We start from the raw sequence: 19,528 nt of genomic DNA, 5'->3' as shown, positions 1-19,528 counted from the left end.
GGATTAAGTGGAGACTAGAGATCCGGCCCACCTCCCGTCAACGGACGCGTACGAGTGACATGTACGCCTTCAGGTTGACGCGTTAACACGTTACGATCACCGCCATGAGCGGCATCCTGCTGATGACCTTCGACGACTTCTTCGTCCCCGAGTGGAGCGCGATGCGCGGCCTGTTCAGGGAGTTCGGCGCGCGGGTGACGTTCTTCGTCAGCGAGCCGTACCGGATCGACGACGACGGATGGAGACGGCTGCGCGAGCTGGCGGACGACGGGCACACCGTGGGGGCGCACGGCTACCGGCACCTGTGGGCGCCCGACCGGATCGCGGCCCTCGGCGGCGACGGCTACCTGGCCGAGGACGTCACCCCGTGCCTGGCGGCGCTGCGCGCGCACGGGTTCGAGGCCGCCTGCTTCGCCTATCCGGTGAGCCGCCGCGACGAACGGTCGGACGCGGTGCTGGGCGGGGTGTTCCACCGGTTGCGCGGCGGCGCCCGGCACCCGGCCGAGGGCGGCCTGGACACCGTGGACGAGATCTTCACCCCGGCCGCCGAGCTCGCCGGGCGCCGCGTGCTGATCGGGGCGGGGATCGACACGGGCAAGCTGTTCAGGCCCGCCGGGGTCGACGACACCTCGGTGCGTTCGGCCCTGGTGCGCGCCGCCGAGCGGGAGGAGGCGGTGACGTTCTACGCGCACGCGGTCGCGGACTCGCACGAGTGCAACCACGTGTCACCGGCGCGGCTGGAGACGGTGCTGGCCCAGGCCGCCGAGCTGGGACTCGACGTCCTGGGCTTCGACGACCTGGACCGGACCTCGACGGCTCCGGCCCGCTGACATCCCGGGGCGCTCCTACAGGGCGATCGCGGCGACGGAGCCCTGGTGGTTGAACAGGACCTCGTCGCCCGCCGGGGAGAAGATCGGGTGGGGATGGTCCGGATGGCTGGTGGCCGTGGTGCGCGCCAGCCGTACCCGGTGGCCGGTGGCGACCTCGATCAGCAGCACGTCGGAGACACCGCCAGCGTCCTGCCAGCCCCGTCCGGGCCGGTCGGCCGGACCGGTGGTGTCGGCGACGGCCCAGCGGCCGTCGCGGCTGACGTCGCAGTGCCACAGGCGCTCGCCCGCGGCGACCAGTCGGGGCGGGCGGCCGTCGGGGTGCGCGAAGTAGAGGCCACGCGGCCCGGCCGCGCTGTCGCCGTAGGCGACGACGGCCGCGCCGAGGTCGTGGTGCAGCCAGCGCTCGTGGCCGACGGCGACGAACGCATCGGGCTCGGCGGAGATCGCCGCCTGGTCCAGCACCTGGACGTGCCCGCCGTCGTGCCAGGCCCAGACCCGGTCGGGGGTCTCCAGGGCCGGGCCCTCGTGCGCGTACGCCAGCCAGGACTCGTCGAAGGGGCTGTGGTGCGGGTGGTTGGCGTGCCAGTCGCGGGTGAACAGCTCGGTCACCGCGCCGGTGTCCAGGTCCACCCTGAGGAAGATGCACTCCTTTCCCGTCTCCCTGACCACGACGACGCTGCCGCCGTCGCGGGTGATGGCGCAGACGTCCTGAAGGTGCGCGGCCGTGTGGACGATCTCGGCCCCGCCCGGTCCGTCCGCGACGTACAGGGCGTCGTCCCAGACCCAGGCGGCCCGCCCGGCGTCCTCGGCGACGTCGGGGTAGACGGGACGGACCGCGCCGTCCCGCCTGGGCGCGATCGCCGCCACGAGACGCTCGTCCTGCCCGTCGAGACCCACGCTGATCACGGCCGTCGCGCCGAGCCCCGGCTCGTACCGGGCGAGGAGCAGACGGTCGCCGTGGAAGCCGTTGGCGTGCGGGTAGGTCAGGTGCGCGCCCGTGGCGACGATGCGCATCGGTGCGGATCCTCTCAGACGAGCTGGGCGGAGCGGAACAGGGCGGGGTTCTTGGGCGCGGCGCCGACGCCGCTCCCCCATTCGAGGTAGCCGTCGCGGGCGTCGCCGCCCGTTCCGGCGTCGGCGTCGTTGACGAGGAACGAGATGCCGATCACGCCGGTCGGCGGCTGGTCGTAGCCGAGCGACGCCCACGGCACGGCCAGCCGGTACGTGGTGGTCTTGGCAGTCTCGTCCCGGGTGATGGCGACATCGGCGCCCGAGGTCGGACCGGCCGGGCCGGTCCAGGTGTAGGCGGCGGGCCCCGAGGGCAGCAGGGCCGCGCCGACCTCGACCCGTTCACCGGTGAGCTCGCCGGGGAAGGCTGAGTACAGGCTGAACTGCACGGAGTCGACCTGCCAGTTCAGCGACGGGTCGGTGCGGGCGGCGTTGTGCACGTCGTCCTTGATGACCGCGTCCAGGATCAGCGCGTCCGGGCTGTGCGTGAAGCGGACCGTCCCGGACAGGTCGTCGGGGCCGGTCCGCGTGCCGCCGCGGAGCCCGGCCCAGCGGCCCAGGCCGTCCAGGTCGATCGGGTCCAGGGTGGTCGCCCCGGCCTTCTCGATCGGGCTGAAGCTGAGCGACCCGGTGTCGCTCGCGGTGCCGGCCGTGACCGCGTAGCTGTAGTTCACGTACGGCAGGGCGTCCGGCACCGGGGCCTCCACGGAGACCGACCCCAGCGCGGGCACCTCGGCCGGATCGGCGACCACCCCGCGCCAGGAACCCACCTGCCAGCCGACGGAACCCAGCTTGACCGGTGTGGCGGGGCTGTTGTTGGTCACGATGATCCGCAGCTTCCTCCCGACGATGATCGGCCGCCCCTCGACCGTGTACGGCTTGACCACCTGGCTGCCCGAGCGCAGCCGGGCGATGGGACCGTGGTCGTCGGCGACCGTGGCGGTGACCGCCCGGCGGCCGGTGGCCGGGGTGGCGGGCAACTCCAGCGTGACCGACGTCTTCCGCCCCTTGCGGGTGACCAGATCGGCCTTGACCCCGCCGGCGGCCACGGCCAGCCTGCCCGGCAGCTTCGCGCCGCCGGTACGGTCGGCGGTGACGGTCACGGCCAGCTTCTCGCCGGTGACCGACTGCTCGGGGGCGCTGACCGACAGCGGCGAGGCGCCGGCCTTGACCGAGGCGATGAGGCCGGAGACGAAGACCGGGCTGCCGTCCAGGTCGAGCCGCACCTTGCCGGCCTGCGGCTTGAGCGTGCTGACCGCGCCGAACTGGTCGGACAGCGTGACATCGCCGAGCGCGCCGAGCGTGACCGAGCGGGGCTGGGTGGCCCACAGCAGCCGGGTGCCACCGCTGATCGGGTAGGAGTAGACGTCGGCGTCGCCGGTGTCCTGGCGGGCGCCGAGCGTGCGGCCGGCGAGCTTGCGGATCAGCACGGCCTGGGAGATCGCGGCCGGCTTGGGCGAGGGGGCGGCGACGCCGGAGACCGGGCGGCGGAACAGGCCGAAGCGGTGCTCGCGCTCGCCGGCGTTGTCGCCGTCGTCGATGAGGTCGTACCAGAAGTACTTGTCCGCGCCCGCGCTCCTGGCCAGCGTCTGCGCCCTGATCAGGTAGTCGGCCTGCTGAGCCTCGGTCGAGCCGGCGGTGTGGGTGGGCCAGCCGTTCTCGCTGATCCAGATCGGCAGGTTCTTCTTGGCCTTGACCTTCGCCACGAGCTGCGGGAACTCGGTCGTCATCACGGTCCGCTCGGGCGGCGTGCCGGCCCCGGCGTCGGCGTAGCCGTAGAAGTTGACGCTCAGCGTGTCGAGATAGTCCAGGCCGCCGAGGGCGAAGAACTGGTCGTGCCAGGCGAGCTGGGTGCCGGCCGAGGTCGGGCCGACCACGTTGGCCGTGGGCACCGCCTGATGGATGGCCGGGTAGAGGGCCTTGACGACATCGAGGTAGCACTGCGGGGTGATGCCGCAGGCGCCGTCGTTGAACCCGGTGGAGTTGTACTCGTTGTAGACCGAGAAGTCCTTGGTGAACGGGGCGTACTCGGCCGCCGTGGCCGCGCCGAAGCGGGCGAACGCGGCCAGGCCGGCCGGGGTGCTGGGCGTCTTGCCGCCGTCGTACAACGGGTTGCGATAGCCGAGGATCGGCATCGTGGTGATGCCGTTCTCGTACGCCTTGCGCAGGCCGGCGTCGAGGGCGCCGGTGAAGTCGTAGACGCCCGCCTGCTTCTCGATGCCGGACCAGTTGGCGTCGGAGCGCACCTCGGTCCACCCGATCCGGGCGGCCGTCCTGAGCAGCTGCTCCTCGGTGTCCTTCTGCCAGCCGTAGTGGATGGCGGCCGCGAAGTACGGATCCTTCGTGGCGAGCGGGGTGATGACCCCGAACGAGGTGGAACGGGTGGCGAACCCGGTCGAGACGGTCAGCCGGTAATAGCCTGGGCCGAGATCGGAAATGTCTATCTTCGTCGTGCCGTTGGCCACCGCCAGCGTGCCCGACTCCAGCGGAACCCCGTTCGGGTCACCGATGGTCCACTCGACGTTGTCGGCCGCCGCGGCGACGTCGATCGTGTTGCTCCCCTGGGTGAAGACCAGCGACGGGTTGGTGATCGTGAGTTGCGACGGGTCGGTGAAGTGCACCTCGACCTTGCTGAAGCACACGCCGGGGATCGAGGCGGCGTCGCCCTTGACGTTGAGCCGGAAGTCGGCGCCGTTGGCCCGGTTCTTGAAGTTGATGTCGCCGAGCCCGATGACCGAGCTCTTCCACGTGCCGGTGCCGGTCAGCGCCACGTTGGCGCTGCCGGTGAAGGCGCCCGCCTTGCCGTCGTAGTGGACGTCGAGGCCGACCGGTCCCGCGTCGAAGTAGCGGACCACGACCCACGCGCGGGTCGCCCCGGCCGGGATCGAGGCGTCGGCCACGTCCACGTAGACGTAGCGGTTGTACGGCGTGCCGGACATCTGCCAGCACGACTCGCCGCCGCGCTCGCTGACGGCGTGGGCCGGGTCCTTGTCGCCGTCGCCCGGCCACGCCTTGACGACGCCGGTGTAGACGGGGTCGGCGCCGAGCACGGCCGTGGCCGCCGCCGCGGCGCTCGCGCTCCGGGCGGGCATGGCCGTCAGCAGCCCGGCCGCCAGGGTGACCGCGCAGGCGGCGGCCACCTTCCGTAAGGTGATCTTCATCAGCGGGATTCTCCTTGCCGTCCGTAGCGCTCTGCGGCCGCGCGGGCGAAGTCCTCGCCCGCCGCGCCGAGGTCGGCGATCACCTGCTCGTGGGAGCGGCCCGCCGCCTGCGCGGCGGGGATGACGGTGTCGCACTCGTTGGCGTCCATGAAGGCCGCCGCTTCCAGCAGCCCGTCCTCGTCCTCGGCCGGGATCGCCAGGAAGCCGTGCTGGTCGGCGTGCACGAGCTGCCCCGGCTCGACGACCTGCCCGAACACCTCGACCGGTACGCCCCAGCGCACCGGGCGGACATGGGCGTGCCCGACGCACAGCCGCCTGGCGAGGGCCTTGAACCCGGCGCCGGTCATCTCGTCCAGGTCACGGATCGCACCGTCGGTGATGGTGCCGACGCAGCCCAGCGCGCGGTGCGCGCTGCTGTTGACCTCGCCCCAGAACGAGCCGACGGTCCTGGGCTTGTCGAGGTCCTGCACGACGACGATCTTCGGCCCGTCGACCGAGGCCACGTAGCGCCGGTAGTCGTCCCACACGTCAGCGGGGTGCTCCGGGTTGCCCGGCTCGATGACGACGGTGACCGCCCGGCCGACCATGGGGCCCATCTGGGGCATGAAGTCGCGCGATTCCTCCTGGTGGAAGGTGATGTCGTGTTGGGTGATCTGTTCCCAGCCGTTGTAGACGGTGGGGGTGTTCCAGCGTTTCAGCCGATGCATGCCACTCCTGGGTGACGCTCGTGATCGGGCCCGGCGGGCAGGGTGAGGTGCGGGGCAGGGGGTTCTCGGCTACTGACCGACGAAGCGTGCGGGGCGGAAGAGGGCGGGGTTCTTGGTCCCGGCGATGCCGGAACCCCATTCGATCCAGCCCTCGCGACCGGTTCCGTCGTTGTCGTTGGCCACGACGGACAGGCTGAACAGGCCGTCCTCCGGGGTGAGCGGGGCGAGTGCCGCCCAGGGCAGTGACAGCTCGTAGACGGTCTCCTCGGCGGTCTCGTCCCGGGTGACGGCGACCTTGGCGTCGGGTTCCGGTCCGTCGCCGAGCCAGCGGTGGAACTGCGGGCCCTGGGCGGTCAGCGCGAGGCCGAGCTCGGACCAGGTGCGCGTCTCGCCGGGCAGTCCGGCGGCGACGGCGAACTGCAGGGAGTCGCCCTGCCAGATGTCCGCTCCGGTGCTGGTCTGGGTGTGGACGTCGTCGTGGATCCTGGCGCTGAGGTAGAAGCGGTCGGCGTCCCAGGTGACGTGGAGGGTGCCGCTGAGGTCGTCCGCCCCGCCGTACGAGGGGATCTTGACGGTGCCGTCGGCGAGGTCGACGGCCGGGCGGCCGATCAGGTCGTCGGGCACGCCGTCGACGGTGATCGTGGCGCGGTCGGCCCGGTTGAGCGCGCCGTCGGCGACGCGGGCCACCCGGCCGGTGACGCCGACGCCCGCGACGGCGCCCAGCCGCAGCTCGTACGGCCCGGCGGGCAGGTCCGCCAGCGGAAGGCGCTCGGTGCGCGAGCCGCCCACGGGCACGGTCCCGGCGATCGGGAGGGTGCCGGCGCGAGCGCCGAAGGCCCAGCCGAGGTCGCCGGGGGCCAGCTCCTTGGCCGACAGGTTGCGCACGGTGATCGCCAGGTCGTCCGGGAGCACGTGCCTGGCGGTGATCGCGAACGGCTGCGTCACCTCGACCCGCGAGCCGAGCCTGGCGACCGGCCTCCCGTGGATCTTCAGGCGGCCGACCAGGTCGAGCGGGCCGGTGCGGGTCACGGCGGGCAGCGACACCGGGATCTCGGCCTTGCGCCCGCCGCGCACCGACACCGGCACGTCGACGTCGCCGACGGCGAAGCTGCCGCGTACGGCGGGGCCGCGCGTGGCGTCCACGGCCAGTTTCAGCTCGATCCCCTCGCCGACCACGGCGCCGCCGCCGGTGATCGTGTAGCGGGCGGCGTCCTCCAGCACGGCGTCGCCGCGCACGTAGACGGGGTCGCCGGACAGCGAGAGCGTGACGCGGCCGCCCAGCGGGCGCAGCACCTCGCTCGCGCCGGTCAGGTCGGTGACGGTGAGCGGGGCGTCGGTGCGCAGCGAGACGGTCGCGGGCCGGGCCGACCACAGGACGCGCAGGTCGTGGCCGTCCTTCCGGAAGAGCTGACGGCCCTCGGCCTCCTGCCTGACGTAGGCGGCCCCGGTGAGCTGCCTGGTCATGGCGGCGTAGGCGACGTAGCCGGGCTTGGGCGTCCACCGGCCGGAGGCGTCGGCGGTGTTGCGCACCAGGCCGAAGTTGTCCTCGTTGAGCGCCGGGTCGGTGCCGTCGTTCATGAAGTCGTACCAGAAGAACCGCTGCACGCCCTTGGCCAGCGCCGCCACGTGGGTGCGGACCACGTAGGCGGCCTGGGTGGCCTCGGTGACGCCGCGCGCGTCGGTGTGGGTGGGCCAGCCCTGCTCGGTGATCCAGATGGGCTTGGACCTGCCGTGGTTGTACTTCCTGATCAGGGCGTCGAGGTCGTCGATGCTCTTGGCGGCCGACTCGGGGGTGCCCGGGTAGACGTAGGGGTGGATGGAGACCACGTCGAGGTAGTCGAGGGCGCCGAGCTTGAACAGCTCCTCCAGCCAGGCGAGCGGCACGCCGGCGGAGGCCGGGCCGACGACCGTGACCTGCGGGTGGTCGGCCTTGACCTTCTCGTAGGTGGCCTTCAGCAGCGGGAAGTAGTAGTCGGCGCGCGAGTCTGCGGGCCCGTTGCCCCGGTCGCCGAAGCCGATGTTGAACTCGTTGTAGACCTCGATCCACGGCAGGTCGTACGTGCCGATCAACGCCGAGGCGTAGGCGGCGTAGGCGGCGCGGCCCGCGTCGGTGTACGGTGTGGCGTTCCCGTCGTGGTGGGGGTTGGTGTAGGCGGCGATCGCCAGCCAGCGCATGTCCTCGGCGTCGAGCGTGGCGTGCAGCGGGTCGTAGCGCCCGTACTCGTAGACGCCCTCGGTCTTCTCGATCGACTCCCAGACCGCGTCGTCGCGCACGGTGCGCACCCCGGCCTTGGCGGCCAGTTCCAGCAGGTCGCCGCCGGGAGCGCCCCAGTCGGCCCGGGTGAAGTGCCCGGCCACGCCGAACGGGGAGTCGCCCGTCGCGGTGAAGGGCGTGAGCACGGCGAACGCGGTCTCCTTGGTGGCGATCGCCTGCCCGGCCGAGGTCGCGGTCACGCTGAGCCGGTAGTGCCCCGGCTCGGCGACCGGTACGGCCAGCGTCCCGGCGGTTCCGCTGCCCGCGGCCACCTGCACGCCGGACAGGTCACGTACGCTCCAGGTCAGCGCGTCACCCCGGCTCGTCACGTCGAACGAGGGCTGGGCGGGCTGCACGAACACGTTGCCCACGGCCCGCTGCCCCAGGGCGAGGTCGGGAGCGGGCGCGGTGATCGTGACCCCGTCGAGCCTGAGCTGCCCGGTGCGCTCGACGAGGAACGCCACCCGCTTGGCCGGCCCGTGCCACACGCCGTCGCCGGCCCCGCCGAAGTGCTGGTAGGACTGCCCGGCGGCGAAGGCGGCGACGGTGAGCCGCTGCCAGTCGCCGCCCGCGGCCAGCGGCAGCCGCTGCTGGTGGGTCTGCCCGGTGCTGTCCACCAGCCGCAGCGTCACCGTGGGCAGTGCGGGCGAGCGCGCCCAGAGCGACAGCGCCTTCAGATCGGCGGCCATGGCGTACCCGGCCTCCACGTACTTGCCGCCGGCGGTGAGGTCGGCGGTCAGCAGGGCCGAGCGCGCTCCGGTCTTCGCGTCGGCCGCGTCGCTGGTGAGGGTGCCCTTGGCGCCGGGGAACTCCGGGCCGAGCCCCAGGGCCCAGCCCTGCGTGCCGTACTCGAAGTCGCCGACGACCTCGTCGATGTCCGTGGCCGCGTGGGACGGCACGGCCAGAAGTGGAACGATCAGTAGTGAGGTGATGACGGTTCGTAACCAGAGATGGATGCGGGATCTCATGGGGGGGTGGATCCTCTCCGTTCGTCAGAGCCGGTACAGGTGCTCCGCCTCGAAGCCGAGGACTCGGCGGGCCTTGGTCACGTCGATCGGCACGGCCCGGCCGGGCAGGGCCGCGCGCAGCGGGGAACGAGGCAGGAAGTGGTGGAGGAGTTCCTCGGTGGGCAGCGGGACGATGGTGTCGGGGGCGGCCACGAACAGCACGTGGGAGCCGTCGATCGGCCGGGTGACGCCGAGCCAGCAGGCGGTGGCCGCGTCCCGCGAGTCCAGGTAGGCCCACAGGTCGACGGCTCCCCTGGCCGGCTCGGCGGCGAACTCGGCGGCCCGCTCGGGCAGCCGGTCCTCGGGGCCGCCGACGAACGGGAAGCGCAGCGCCACCACCGTCATGCCGTGCAGCCGGTGCATCATGCGCGCGGTGGACTCGTCGGCCTCCTTCGACAGCGCGTAGGGGTCGGCGGCCAGCAGCGGGTGCGCCTCGTCGACGGGCAGGTAGGCCGGTTCCAGGCCGTGCGGGGAGAACGGCATGCCGAGCACGCTGAGGCTGCTGGCGATGACCGCCCGGCGCACCCCGGCCCGGCCCGCCTCGTCGAGCACCGCGAACGTGGCGCCGGTGTTGTTGAGATAGACCTCCTGCGGGGGGTTGTGGTTGGGGCTGGGGATGGCCGCGAGATGGATCACGGCCTCGGCGCCTTCCAGCGCCTGCCGTACGACCTCGGGGTCGCCCGCGTCGCCCACGACGACGCGGTCGGCCTTGAGGTCGCCCGGATCCTCCAGGACCAGCGCGGTCACCGGCACGTCCTCGGCCGCGCAGCGCGCGAGGACGGCCCGGCCGATCAACCCGGCCGCGCCGGTGACGAGCACTCTGCTGAGCATCAACCCTTGACCCCCGTGAACCCCACGCCGCGCACGATGTACTTCTGGAAGACGATGAAGACGAGCACGGGCGGCATCAACGCCATGAACATGCCGGCGATGACCATGTTCTCCTCGGCGAACTCCGCCAGCCTAGGCAGGGCCACCGAGATCGGGTGCATCTCGCCGTCGGAGATGGCCACCATGGGCCACAGGAAGTCCTTCCAGGCGCCCATGATCGTCAGCAGGGACGTCACGGCCAGGACGGGCTTCGACATGGGCAGCACGATGTACCAGAACATCCGCCACGGTCCGGCGCCGTCGACCTGGGCCGCGCCGAACAGCTCGCGCGGGATCCCGTCGAAGAACCGCTTCATCAGCAGGACGGTGAAGGCGTGCGCGGCGTGCGGCAGCCACACCGCCCACGTGGTGTTGGCGATGCCCACGTCGAGCACCGTCAGGTAGAGCGCGACGAGCGACACGCTGCCCGGCAGGAACAGGGTCGCCAGGATCGCGCCGTAGACGTACTTGCCGTAGCGCGGCCGGAGCACCGACAGCGCGTACGCGCCCATGACCGACACGACGATCTGCGCCAGCCACGACCCTCCGGCCAGGACGACCGTGTTGAGCATGAAGTGGCCGATGCGCAGCCTGCTCCACGCCTCGGCGAGCAGCGACCAGTCGGGGGCGGCCGGGTAGAGGCGCAGCGGGTCGGTGAGCAGTTCCCGGGTCGGGGAGATCGCCCCCTTGACCGTCCACAGGATCGGGCCGAGCCCGGCGACGAGCACGCCGAGGAAGACGGCGAACTGGGTCGAGCCGAGCACCGCGCGTACGCCGCGCTTCTTCCGGTCGGAATCGGAGATCAGTCCGCTCATGTCGTGCTCCAAGCCTTCGTCATGCGCAGGTACACCGCCGACAGCAGGCCGAGCACGACCGCCAGCAGCACCGACAGCGCGCCGGCCATGCCGTAGTCGCCGTAGACGAAGGCGTACCGGTAGATGAGCAGCAGCACCGTGACCGTCGCGTCCTCCGGGCCGCCGTCGGTCATGACGAACGGCTCGGTGAAGACCTGGAAGGTGCCGATGACCTGCAACAGCAGCATGAGCAGCAGCACGCCGCGCAACTGGGGCAGCGTGATGTGCCACACGCGCCGCCGGATCGACGCGCCGTCGCTCTCGGCCGCCTCGTACAGCTCCCTGGGGACGCTGGTCAGCGCCGCGATGTAGATCAGCACGGTGCCGCCCGCGCCCGCCCAGGTGGCCTCCAGCACCAGCGAGGGCATCGCCCACTGCGTGTCCTGCAGCCACGGGAACGGGCCCAGGCCGACCAGCCCGAGCAGGCCGTTGAGCAGGCCGTAGTCGCTGTTGTAGAAGAACTTCCACATCATGATCGCCACGACCGGCGGCACCGCCACCGGCAGGTAGACCAGCACGCGGAACAGGCCGCCGCCCTTGCGCAGCTCCGACATGACCACCGCGAGGAAGACCGGCATGGGGAAGCCGAGGACCAGGGCGAGGACGGTGAACCAGAGCGTGTTCAGCGCGGCCTTGCCGAGCAGCGGATCGGCGAACAGGTTGGTGAAGTTCTGCCAGCCGACCCAGCTCGCCGCCTCGACCAGGTTGGTGCGCTGGAAGGCGAGCATGGCGCTCTGCAGGATCGGCCACCAGGAGAACACGGCGAACACGAGCACCAGCGGCGCGAGGAACAACACCGAGGCCACCGCGTAGGGGTGCCTGGTCCCGCGCCGCCGGGGCGGACGCGGCGTGGTGGCCGTCGTGTCCGCGCCCGCCTTCTCGGCCAGCGCCGTCACTGCTGCGACCTGTCCAGGATCGGCTTCACCTTCTCGACGGCCTTGGTGATCTCGGCCGCCGGGTCGGCGTCCTGGCGGGTCAGCACCGCCTGGACGACCGTGTCGAGCGCGGCGTAGAGCTCCTGGCCGGCGACGGCCGGCTCGGAGATGAACTCCTGCGCCTTCACGCCCTCGTTGTAGGTGGCGAAGTGCTCCCAGTCGACGTTGGAGGCGGCCTTCTCCGCGGCCATCACCGGGTCGGAGACCGCGGGGGCGAAGAACGGCAGCTGCGGCACGGCGGCCACGAGACCGTCGGCCTTCTTCTTCTCGGCCCGCTCGGTGGCCAGGGCCGCGTCGTACTTGGGCCGCAGGTAGACGGCGTCGATCCACTTGACCGCCGCCCGGCGCTGCTCGGGCGTGGCCTTCGGGCTGACGACGGCGACCGTGCCGCCCAGCAGCGTGCCCTTGCCCGACCCGGACGGCAGCGTGGTCTGGCCGTACACCTCGGGCTTGCCGTTGAACTTGGCGACGTAACTGCCGTAGAGGTTGGGCGCGCCCATCATCATCGCGACCTTGCCGGCGGCGAAGTCGCGCAGCAGGTCGTCCTGGTTGCGCAGGTGCTGGGTGCCCATCGAGCGGTCGTCCCAGCGCATCGCCTTGAGCAGGCCGAGGGCCTGCCTGGTTGGGGCGTCGTCGAAGGCGGGGACGACCTTGCCGCCCTCCTCCTTCTCCATCCGGCCGCCGTAGGAGTAGGTCATGGTCGTGAGCATCCAGCCGCCGGTGTTGGCGGTGGCGTGCATGCCGAAGCCGGGCACCCCGGTCCTGTCGCTGATCGTCTTGGCGGCGGCCCGCACTTCGTCCCACGTGGCGGGGGGCTTGTCGGGGTCGAGCCCGGCCTTGGTGAACAGCTCACGGTTGTAGACGAGGCCGGCGGCGTACGCCTCGGTGGGCAGGCCGTAGATCTTGCCGTCGGGGGTGCTGCTCGGGGCCAGGATGCGCTTGTCGAAGTCGGACTTGGCGAGCAGCTTCATGTCGGCGGTGAGGTCGGCGACCTGGCCGCGCTTGATCATGGCCTGCGGGTCGGTCAGCGGGACGCGGAAGACCGTCTCCAGCTGGCCCGCGGCCAGGCGCGCCGCGAACGTCTTGACGTCGTACTGCGTCTCGGTCGGCTTGACCTTGATGGTCGGGTTGGCCTTCTCGAACTCGGCGACCTGGGCCAGGAAGTTCTTCTGGCTCTCCGGCTGGGTGCTGGGCGGCATGCCGGAGACGGTGATCTCGGTCTTGCCGCCGGACGTGCCGTCCTGCCCGCCGCCGCACGCCGCGACCGCGGCCAGGAGCAGCAGACCCGCGGCTCCTCTAGCCATGTACGTGTTCATCGGGACTCCAGTTCATGCCGGGGGGCGAGTCGAGTCGAACGCTATATATGACGCGTTAACGTGTAAAGCACGGGATGGTAACGCGGGCGAAATACAACGAGTTAACGCGTCAACTAAGGTGCTTCTATGCCGCCGTCGGGGCGGCGGACCCGTGCGGCCCACCGCTCGTGCAGGTGCGTGACCGGCGGGTACGCGGCGGCCAGCCGCTCGTCCAGCTCGATCCCCCAGCCCGGCAGGTCGGCGGGACGGAGGTGGCCGCGAACGGGATTGAGCGTGCCGGGGAACACCTCGCACACGCTGTCGGGGTAGACATGGCCCTCCTGGATGCCGAACGCGGGCGTGGTGACGTCCAGCGCCAGGTTCGCCGCCACGCCGACGGGCGAGACGTCGCCCGGGGAGTGCCAGGCCGTGCGCACCCCGGTCAGCTCGCAGAGCGCGGCCAGCTTGCGCGCCGGGGTCAGCCCGCCGATGGCCGAGACGTGGCATCGCAGCAGGTCGACGCCGCCGCCCAGGACCAGCCTGGCCGCGTCGGGCACCGAGACGAGCAGCTCGCCTACCGCGATCGGCGCGGGCGAGGCCGTCCGCACCTCGGGCAGCCGGTCGTAATGCTCGGGCGCGACCACGTCCTCCAGGAAGAACAGCCGGTACGGCTCCAGCGACCTGGCCAGCAGGATCGCCTCCTTGGGCGTGAGCCGGCTGTGCACGTCGTGCAGCAGCTCGACGTCCTCGCCCAGGACCTCGCGGGCCCGTTCGAACAGGGCGGGGGTGGTGCGCAGATAGTGCCTGACGTCCCAGCCGTCGGGATGCGGCGAGTCCGGGTAGGCGTTCGCCCTGCCGGGCGCGCCGTAGCCGCCCAGCCCCGGTTGCCCGGTCTGCAGCCTGACGTGGTGATATCCGGCGGCCATGAGCCGCTGGGCGTGCTCCAGCGTGCCCTCGACGGTGGCGCCCTCGGCGTGCAGGTAGACGGGCGCCGCCGCGCGCACCCGGCCGCCGAGCAGCTCGTACACGGGCATGCCGGCGCGCTTGCCCGCGATGTCCCACAGCGCCATGTCGACGCCGGACAGCGCGTTGTTCAGCACCGGCCCGCCACGCCAGTAGGACGACAGGTGGACCATGCGGGTGATGTCCTCGATGTCGGCCGGATGGCGGCCGATCAGCATCGGGCCCACGTGCTCGTCCACGGCCGCGGCGACGGCGTGGAAGCGCTGGGTGAAGGTGGCGCAGCCGAGGCCGTACAGACCGTCGTCGGAGGTGTCGATCCTGACCACGACCAGCGGGATGCCCTCGGGCGCCGTGACGACGGCACGCACGCGCGTGATCGTCAGCCCGTCCCTGGACGGCCAGGGGGCCTGGGTTTCCTGCATGCGGGAACGCGCCTTTCAGAAGCGGGTGGGACGGGCGGGCACGGCGACCTCCAGGCCGCCCCACGACCAGCGGACCTCCTCCTCCCCCACGGCGCTGAGCACCGGCTGCGCGGCGGGTTCCGCGCCCGCCCTGAGCAGTTCCACGGCGAACCCGGCACGCAGGATCGCGTGGTGGAAGTCGACCGGTTCGCGCGGCCCGTCGTACAGCACCGCCTCGACGGCGACCTCGTCCTCACCGGTGGCCAGGGCCCAGGTGGCGGGCTCGCCGAGGAAGCCGGCCTCGCCCGTGTGCACGACCGCCCGGCGCGTCCCGGCGGCGAGCTCGAAGACGCCGTCGCCCAGCTCGCGGCCCCGCACGCCCCGGCCGCGCAACGTGACGCGCAGCCGCAGGTCGCCCACGTCGAAGATGCTGCCTTCTGGCTTGTCGAGGTTCGGGTGGAAGTCGCCGGAGTCGTAGGTGAGCCACCATCCGGCCAGCACTCTGGGGCCGTCCTGCGCCTGGCGGCACCAGGCGGCGGTCAGGTCGTGGCCGTTGTGCATGATCCGGGCGCGCAGCACCACGGCCGGGTCCTCGGGCGTGCGCCAGTAGCCGAGCAGCGGCCTGCGCTGCACCCAGGCGAACTCCTCGTTGACCGTGCCCAGCGTGGCGTCCTCGCTGAGCCAGGTGGTGCCGGTGGTCCGGCCGTCGAAGACGGTCCTGACCTGTACCTCGGACTCGGGGAGCCGGGCGAAGCGCTCGGCCAGGTGCGGTGGGCAGGGCAGGGTGGGCACCATGCGCGGGGTGTCGTCGCGGGTCCCGACGCCGGGGCGCGCCTCGATCGGCGCTCCGGTCTGGGCGGCGAGATAACACGTCAACTCCTCGCTGAGCCAGTCGGTGTACGCGCGGGCGTGCGGGCCGGCGAGCTGCCCGGTGCCCGGGTGGAAGCGTTCGGCGAGCGCCGCCCACACGCGTTCGCGCATGACCTCGATCTGCTCCAGGAACTCCCGGTCGCGGACCAGCGCGTGAGCGCGTTCGCAGATCTCCAGCAGGAACGGGCTGTAGGCGGGCGAGTTGTACTCGGCGAAGGCGTCGCGTTCCAGCATCGCGGCGAGCTTGCGCCTGCCGTAGTCGAGGAACCCGGGGGTGTCGAGCAGCTCGCCGGCGCTCGCGCAGGTGACGGAGCCGAGCAGGGCGATGTTCGTGTAGCGCGGGCCGACGTTGCGCCGGAAGATGGACAGGGCCGCGTGGCGCAGCGCCTCGGCGATCCGGCCGTCGAGGACGTCCCCGTGCGCGGCCAGCACCTGGGCCAGCCGTACGCCGATGAAGTCGGCCCAGTTCCAGTCGGCGGGCGCCATGGCCTGGGGCGGCTCCTCCATGAAGTAGCCCCAGATGCCGTAGTGATCGTCGAGCGGGTCGCGCTCCTGCAGGTCGACGATCGCGCCGAGCACGTCCTTGGCGCGGTCGAGGCGGCCGGCCTGCAGCAACGCGATCGCGTAGTCGGTGGAGGTTCGGGTGTCGTGCACGCGGGTGCCGGCCGGGATCGTCGTGTGGTATCCGTTGCTGCGTGACAGCTGCCACGGCAGCCGGTGTTCGGGGTCGTAGCGCTCGTCCTGAACCTTCAGGAACTCCTCGGGTGTCACCGCTGGGTGTCCTTTCGCCGAATGCGGCCCGACGTTAGTCTTAGCGTGTTAACGTGTCAACGATCACGAATGGGACAGATGGGGGCAGGATGAACGAATCGTCCGACAGCCAGGAGCCGCTCTACCAGCAGGTCAAGCGGGATCTGGTCGCGGCGATCTCGCGCGGTGAGTACGTGCAGGACGAGCCGTTCATCAGCCAGCGCGAGGTCTGCGAACGGTTCGGAGTGAGCACCACCACCGCGGTGCGTGCGCTCAACGAACTGGTCACCGAGGGCTACCTGGTACGGCGGCGCGGACGCGGCACGTTCGTGGCCGATCGGCCCGTCCCGGCCGAGTCGACGCGGGAGCGCTCCATCGCCTACATCATGCACGGGCACGGGCCGCACAACTCCGACGTGATCGACGGCATCGAATCGGTCTGCGCCGAACTCGGCTACCGGATGTTCCTGTCCAACACCAAGGGCTCACCGGCCGCCCAGGAGAAGGCGCTGCGTCAGGCGCTCGACACCCAGGCCAGCGGCGTCGCGCTGTACTCGGTCGACGCCCACCACGACTCCCCCGCCCTGGCCGAGCTGCGGCGGCGGCACGTCCCGCTGGTCATGGTCGACCGCTACCATCCCGAGTCCCCCACCGACGCGGTGCTCTTCGACAACTTCGCCATCGGCTACCGGCTGACCGAATATCTCATCGGGCAGGGGCACCGGCGCATCACCGCGCTGTGGGACGCCACCGAGTGCACCTCCGTGCAGGAGCGCCTCACCGGGCACGTGCAGTCGCTGCGCGAGCACGGGCTGCCGGTCTCGCCGGAGCTGACCGCGCTCAAGACCTACCTGCGGCTGCCGGAGGACCGGCGGCGGGAGATGCTGGCCGGGCTGCTCGACCGGCGCGAGCCGCCGACGGTGCTGCTGTGCGCCAACGGGTTCGTGCTGGCGCACGCGGCCTCCGACCTCACCGCGATGGGCGTCGAGGTGCCCGGCCAGGTCGAGCTGGCCGGCATGGACGACGCGGGCCCGTTCGACCTGCTGCCGTTGACCGTCGCCGCCGCCCGCCTGCCGTCGCGGGAGATGGGCGAGCGGGCGATGCGGCTGCTGGCCGAGCGCATCGACCACCCGGAGACGGCGTCGGAGGTCGAGCACGTGGTGTTGCCGATCGAGATCCGCACCCGCGAGTCGGCTCGTGCCTATCTGCGCGTGGTCTCCGCCCAAACCGCCTGAACCCCCGAGGTACCCCCCATGCCTTCCCCTCTTCGCGTCGCCCTGGTGGGCGGCGGCCAGATCGCCAACTCCACCCACATGCCGACTTTTCGCGAAATGTCAGCCGATATCGAGGTTGTGGCGGTCGTCGACGCCACCGTCGAGGCGGCCGAGTCGTTCGCCGATCGGTGGGCCGTGCCGTACGCCTCGGACGACCTCGCCACGACGCTGCGGGACGTGCGCCCCGACCTGGTCGACATCGCCAGCCCGCCCGCGCTCCACCGCGCCCAGGTGATCGCGTCGCTGCGCGCGGGCGCGTGGGCGTGGTGCGAGAAGCCGCCGTGCCTGTCGCTGGCGGAGTACGACGAGATCACCGCGGCCGAGCGGGACGGCGGCCCGTACGCCGCGATCATCTACCAGCAGCGCTTCGGCTCGGCCGCGCGGCACGCCCGCGCGCTGATCTCCGGCGGCGCGCTCGGCCGGCCGTACGTCGCGCACTGCCAGACCACCTGGTTCCGCGACCCCGCCTACTACGCGGTCCCGTGGCGCGGCCGGTGGGACACCGAGGGCGGCGGCCCCGCCATGGGCCTCGGCATCCACCAGATCGACCTCATGCTCGAACTGCTCGGCGACTGGAGCGAGGTGCGCGGCATGGCCGCCAGGCTCGCCCGCGACGTGCAGACCGACGACGTGACGACCGCGCTGGTGCGCTTCGACTCCGGCGCGCTGGCCACGGTCGTCAGCACGTCGCTCGCGCCGCGCCAGGTCAGCCACCTGCGCATCGACCTCGCCGCCGCCACCCTGGAACTCACCCACCTGTACGGCTACGCCAACGAGAACTGGACGATCACCCCCGCCCCCGGCGTGACCGGCCTCGACTGGCCCCCGCCCGACGACGTGCCCAGCTCCCACCTGGCCCAGCTCCGGGGCCTGATCGCCGACCTGCGGGCCGGACGGCGGCCACGCGGCAGCGGCCAGGACGGCCGCAGGGCGCTGGAGCTGATCACGGCGATGTACAAGTCGGCGCTCACCGGGCGGCCGGTGCGTTCCGGCGAGATCGGTCCGGGCGACCCGTTCCACCGGAACCTGCACGGCGACAACCCCGAGGTGTTCCAGTGAAGATCATCGGCTTCGAGCTCTTCATCGTCACCCCGCGCTGGATGTTCCTGCGCGTCGACACCGACGAGGGCGTCAGCGGCTGGGGCGAGCCCATCGTCGAGGGCCGCGCCGAGACGGTCGCCGCCTGCGTGAACACGCTGATGGAGGCGCTGGTCGGGGCCGACCCCGGCCGCATCGAGGACCACTGGCAGGTGATGTCGAAGGGCGGCTTCTACCGGGGCGGCCCGATGCTGTCCAGCGCGGTCGCCGGGATCGACCAGGCGTTGTGGGACATCAAGGGCAAGGCTCTCGGCGTGCCGGTCTACGACCTGCTCGGCGGCCCGGTGCGCGATCAGGCCAAGGTCTACACCTGGGCGCACGGCGACACGGACGCGGAACTGGCCGAGAACGCCATGGCCAGGGTGGAGGCGGGCTTCGACACGCTGAAGTTCGCCGCCTGGGAGGGCCGGCTGCCGCCGATCCCGTCACCGGCCCTCACCAGCCGGATCGTGGCCCGCTTCGCGGCGGTGCGCGATGCGGTGGGCGACGGCGTCGACCTGGCCGTCGACCTGCACGGCCGCTTCACGTCGGCGGCCGCGCGCAAGGTGCTGCCGCTGCTTGAGCCGCTGTCCCCCTTGTTCGCCGAAGAACCGGTGCTTCCCGAGTTCTCCCGCGACCTGCGACGAGTGGTGGAATCCACGACGATCCCCATCGCGACCGGCGAGCGCCTGTTCTCCCGCTGGGACTTCCGCGACGTGCTCCCCACGGGCGTGGCGGTGATCCAGCCGGACCTGTCGCACGCCGGCGGCATCTCCGAGGTCCGCCGGATCGCCGCGATGGCCGAGACCTGGGACGTCACCCTCGCTCCCCACTGCCCCCTCGGCCCGATCGCCCTGGCCGCCTGCCTGCAGATCGACTTCGCGACCCCGAACTTCCTCATCCAGGAGCAGTCGCTGGGCATCGGCTACCACGACGGCAGCGAACTCCTCGACTACCTGGTGGACCGCTCGGTCTTCACCTTCACCGACAGCCACCTCGATCGCCCGACGGCCTCCGGCCTGGGCATCGAGGTCGACGAGAAGGCGGTGCGCCAGGCGTCGTCGCACGCCTGGCGCAACCCGATCTGGCGGCACCGGGACGGCTCGTTCGCCGAGTGGTAGCCGTCCCTGGAGCCGCCCGTCGCCGCCCTGTGCGGGCACCCGCCGCTCAAGGGCACCGACCCGAACCGGGTGGAGCCGGGCGCCCCCCTCCTGAACGCGGGCGAGGAGAAGCTGGCGCACGCCTTTCTCACCGTCGTGGGACGGATGACGG

14 protein-coding genes are annotated in these 19,528 nt (G+C 71.9%); 4 read left to right on the top strand and 10 right to left on the bottom strand.

From position 1 onward, the window contains the following. Positions 1-104: 104 nt before the first annotated feature. The gene (locus tag ACIA8R_RS41835; protein ID WP_397043100.1) at positions 105-830 is read left to right on the top strand and encodes a polysaccharide deacetylase family protein; all 726 of its coding nucleotides are present in this window, start codon (positions 105-107) and stop codon (positions 828-830) included. Between the two features lie 15 nt (positions 831-845). Here the strand turns inward: ACIA8R_RS41835 and ACIA8R_RS41830 are convergent, their stop codons facing one another. From ACIA8R_RS41830 to ACIA8R_RS41785, 10 genes are all read right to left on the bottom strand, one after another. After that, positions 846-1,844 (bottom strand): oligogalacturonate lyase family protein, encoded by a 999-nt coding sequence (locus ACIA8R_RS41830; protein WP_397043098.1) that lies wholly within the window; start codon positions 1,842-1,844, stop codon positions 846-848. Positions 1,845-1,858: 14 nt separating this feature from the next. Continuing rightward, complete coding sequence (locus ACIA8R_RS41825) at positions 1,859-4,999, bottom strand: hypothetical protein (protein ID WP_397043096.1); 3,141 nt, start codon at positions 4,997-4,999, stop codon at positions 1,859-1,861. After that, positions 4,999-5,706 (bottom strand): RraA family protein, encoded by a 708-nt coding sequence (locus ACIA8R_RS41820; protein WP_364095070.1) that lies wholly within the window; start codon positions 5,704-5,706, stop codon positions 4,999-5,001. Before ACIA8R_RS41820 ends, ACIA8R_RS41825 begins: the two co-directional genes overlap by 1 nt. 69 nt (positions 5,707-5,775) lie before the next feature. Next, positions 5,776-8,928, bottom strand: a complete 3,153-nt coding sequence (locus ACIA8R_RS41815) for a sugar-binding protein (protein WP_397043094.1) — start codon at positions 8,926-8,928, stop codon at positions 5,776-5,778. A gap of 24 nt (positions 8,929-8,952) precedes the next feature. Then, the gene (locus ACIA8R_RS41810) at positions 8,953-9,798 is read right to left on the bottom strand and encodes an NAD(P)-dependent oxidoreductase (RefSeq protein ID WP_364095075.1); all 846 of its coding nucleotides are present in this window, start codon (positions 9,796-9,798) and stop codon (positions 8,953-8,955) included. Then, positions 9,798-10,652, bottom strand: coding sequence for a carbohydrate ABC transporter permease (locus ACIA8R_RS41805; RefSeq protein WP_357701386.1), 855 nt, complete (start codon positions 10,650-10,652; stop codon positions 9,798-9,800). Before ACIA8R_RS41805 ends, ACIA8R_RS41810 begins: the two co-directional genes overlap by 1 nt. Next, positions 10,649-11,587, bottom strand: a complete 939-nt coding sequence (locus ACIA8R_RS41800) for a sugar ABC transporter permease (protein WP_357701385.1) — start codon at positions 11,585-11,587, stop codon at positions 10,649-10,651. The genes ACIA8R_RS41805 and ACIA8R_RS41800 overlap by 4 nt, the downstream gene beginning before the upstream one ends. Next, complete coding sequence (locus ACIA8R_RS41795) at positions 11,584-12,930, bottom strand: extracellular solute-binding protein (RefSeq protein ID WP_364095080.1); 1,347 nt, start codon at positions 12,928-12,930, stop codon at positions 11,584-11,586. The genes ACIA8R_RS41800 and ACIA8R_RS41795 overlap by 4 nt, the downstream gene beginning before the upstream one ends. Before the next feature lie 125 nt (positions 12,931-13,055). Then, positions 13,056-14,306: an enolase C-terminal domain-like protein gene (locus ACIA8R_RS41790; protein WP_364095083.1), complete on the bottom strand. Its 1,251-nt coding sequence runs from the start codon at positions 14,304-14,306 to the stop codon at positions 13,056-13,058. 15 nt (positions 14,307-14,321) lie between these two features. Beyond that, on the bottom strand, positions 14,322-15,926 hold the full coding sequence (locus ACIA8R_RS41785) for a hypothetical protein (protein ID WP_364095086.1): 1,605 nt from the start codon (positions 15,924-15,926) through the stop codon (positions 14,322-14,324). Positions 15,927-16,015: 89 nt separating this feature from the next. Here ACIA8R_RS41785 and ACIA8R_RS41780 point away from each other — a divergent pair, with 89 nt between their 5' ends. The 3 genes from ACIA8R_RS41780 to dgoD are packed head-to-tail and all read left to right on the top strand — an operon-like array spanning position 16,016 to position 19,377. After that, positions 16,016-17,140: a GntR family transcriptional regulator gene (locus ACIA8R_RS41780; protein ID WP_357701377.1), complete on the top strand. Its 1,125-nt coding sequence runs from the start codon at positions 16,016-16,018 to the stop codon at positions 17,138-17,140. 18 nt (positions 17,141-17,158) lie between these two features. Then, complete coding sequence (locus ACIA8R_RS41775) at positions 17,159-18,238, top strand: Gfo/Idh/MocA family protein (protein WP_397043091.1); 1,080 nt, start codon at positions 17,159-17,161, stop codon at positions 18,236-18,238. Beyond that, entirely contained in the window at positions 18,235-19,377 is a 1,143-nt protein-coding gene (dgoD, locus tag ACIA8R_RS41770) for a galactonate dehydratase (RefSeq protein ID WP_397043089.1), read from the top strand. The genes ACIA8R_RS41775 and dgoD overlap by 4 nt, the downstream gene beginning before the upstream one ends. Positions 19,378-19,528 lie beyond the last annotated feature (151 nt).

The sequence above is a fragment of the Nonomuraea sp. NPDC051191 genome (assembly GCF_044455665.1).
In the GTDB taxonomy this organism is placed as follows: domain Bacteria; phylum Actinomycetota; class Actinomycetes; order Streptosporangiales; family Streptosporangiaceae; genus Nonomuraea.
Note: the sequence above shows the minus strand (reverse complement) of the source record. Positions and strands in the feature narration are given on the sequence as shown.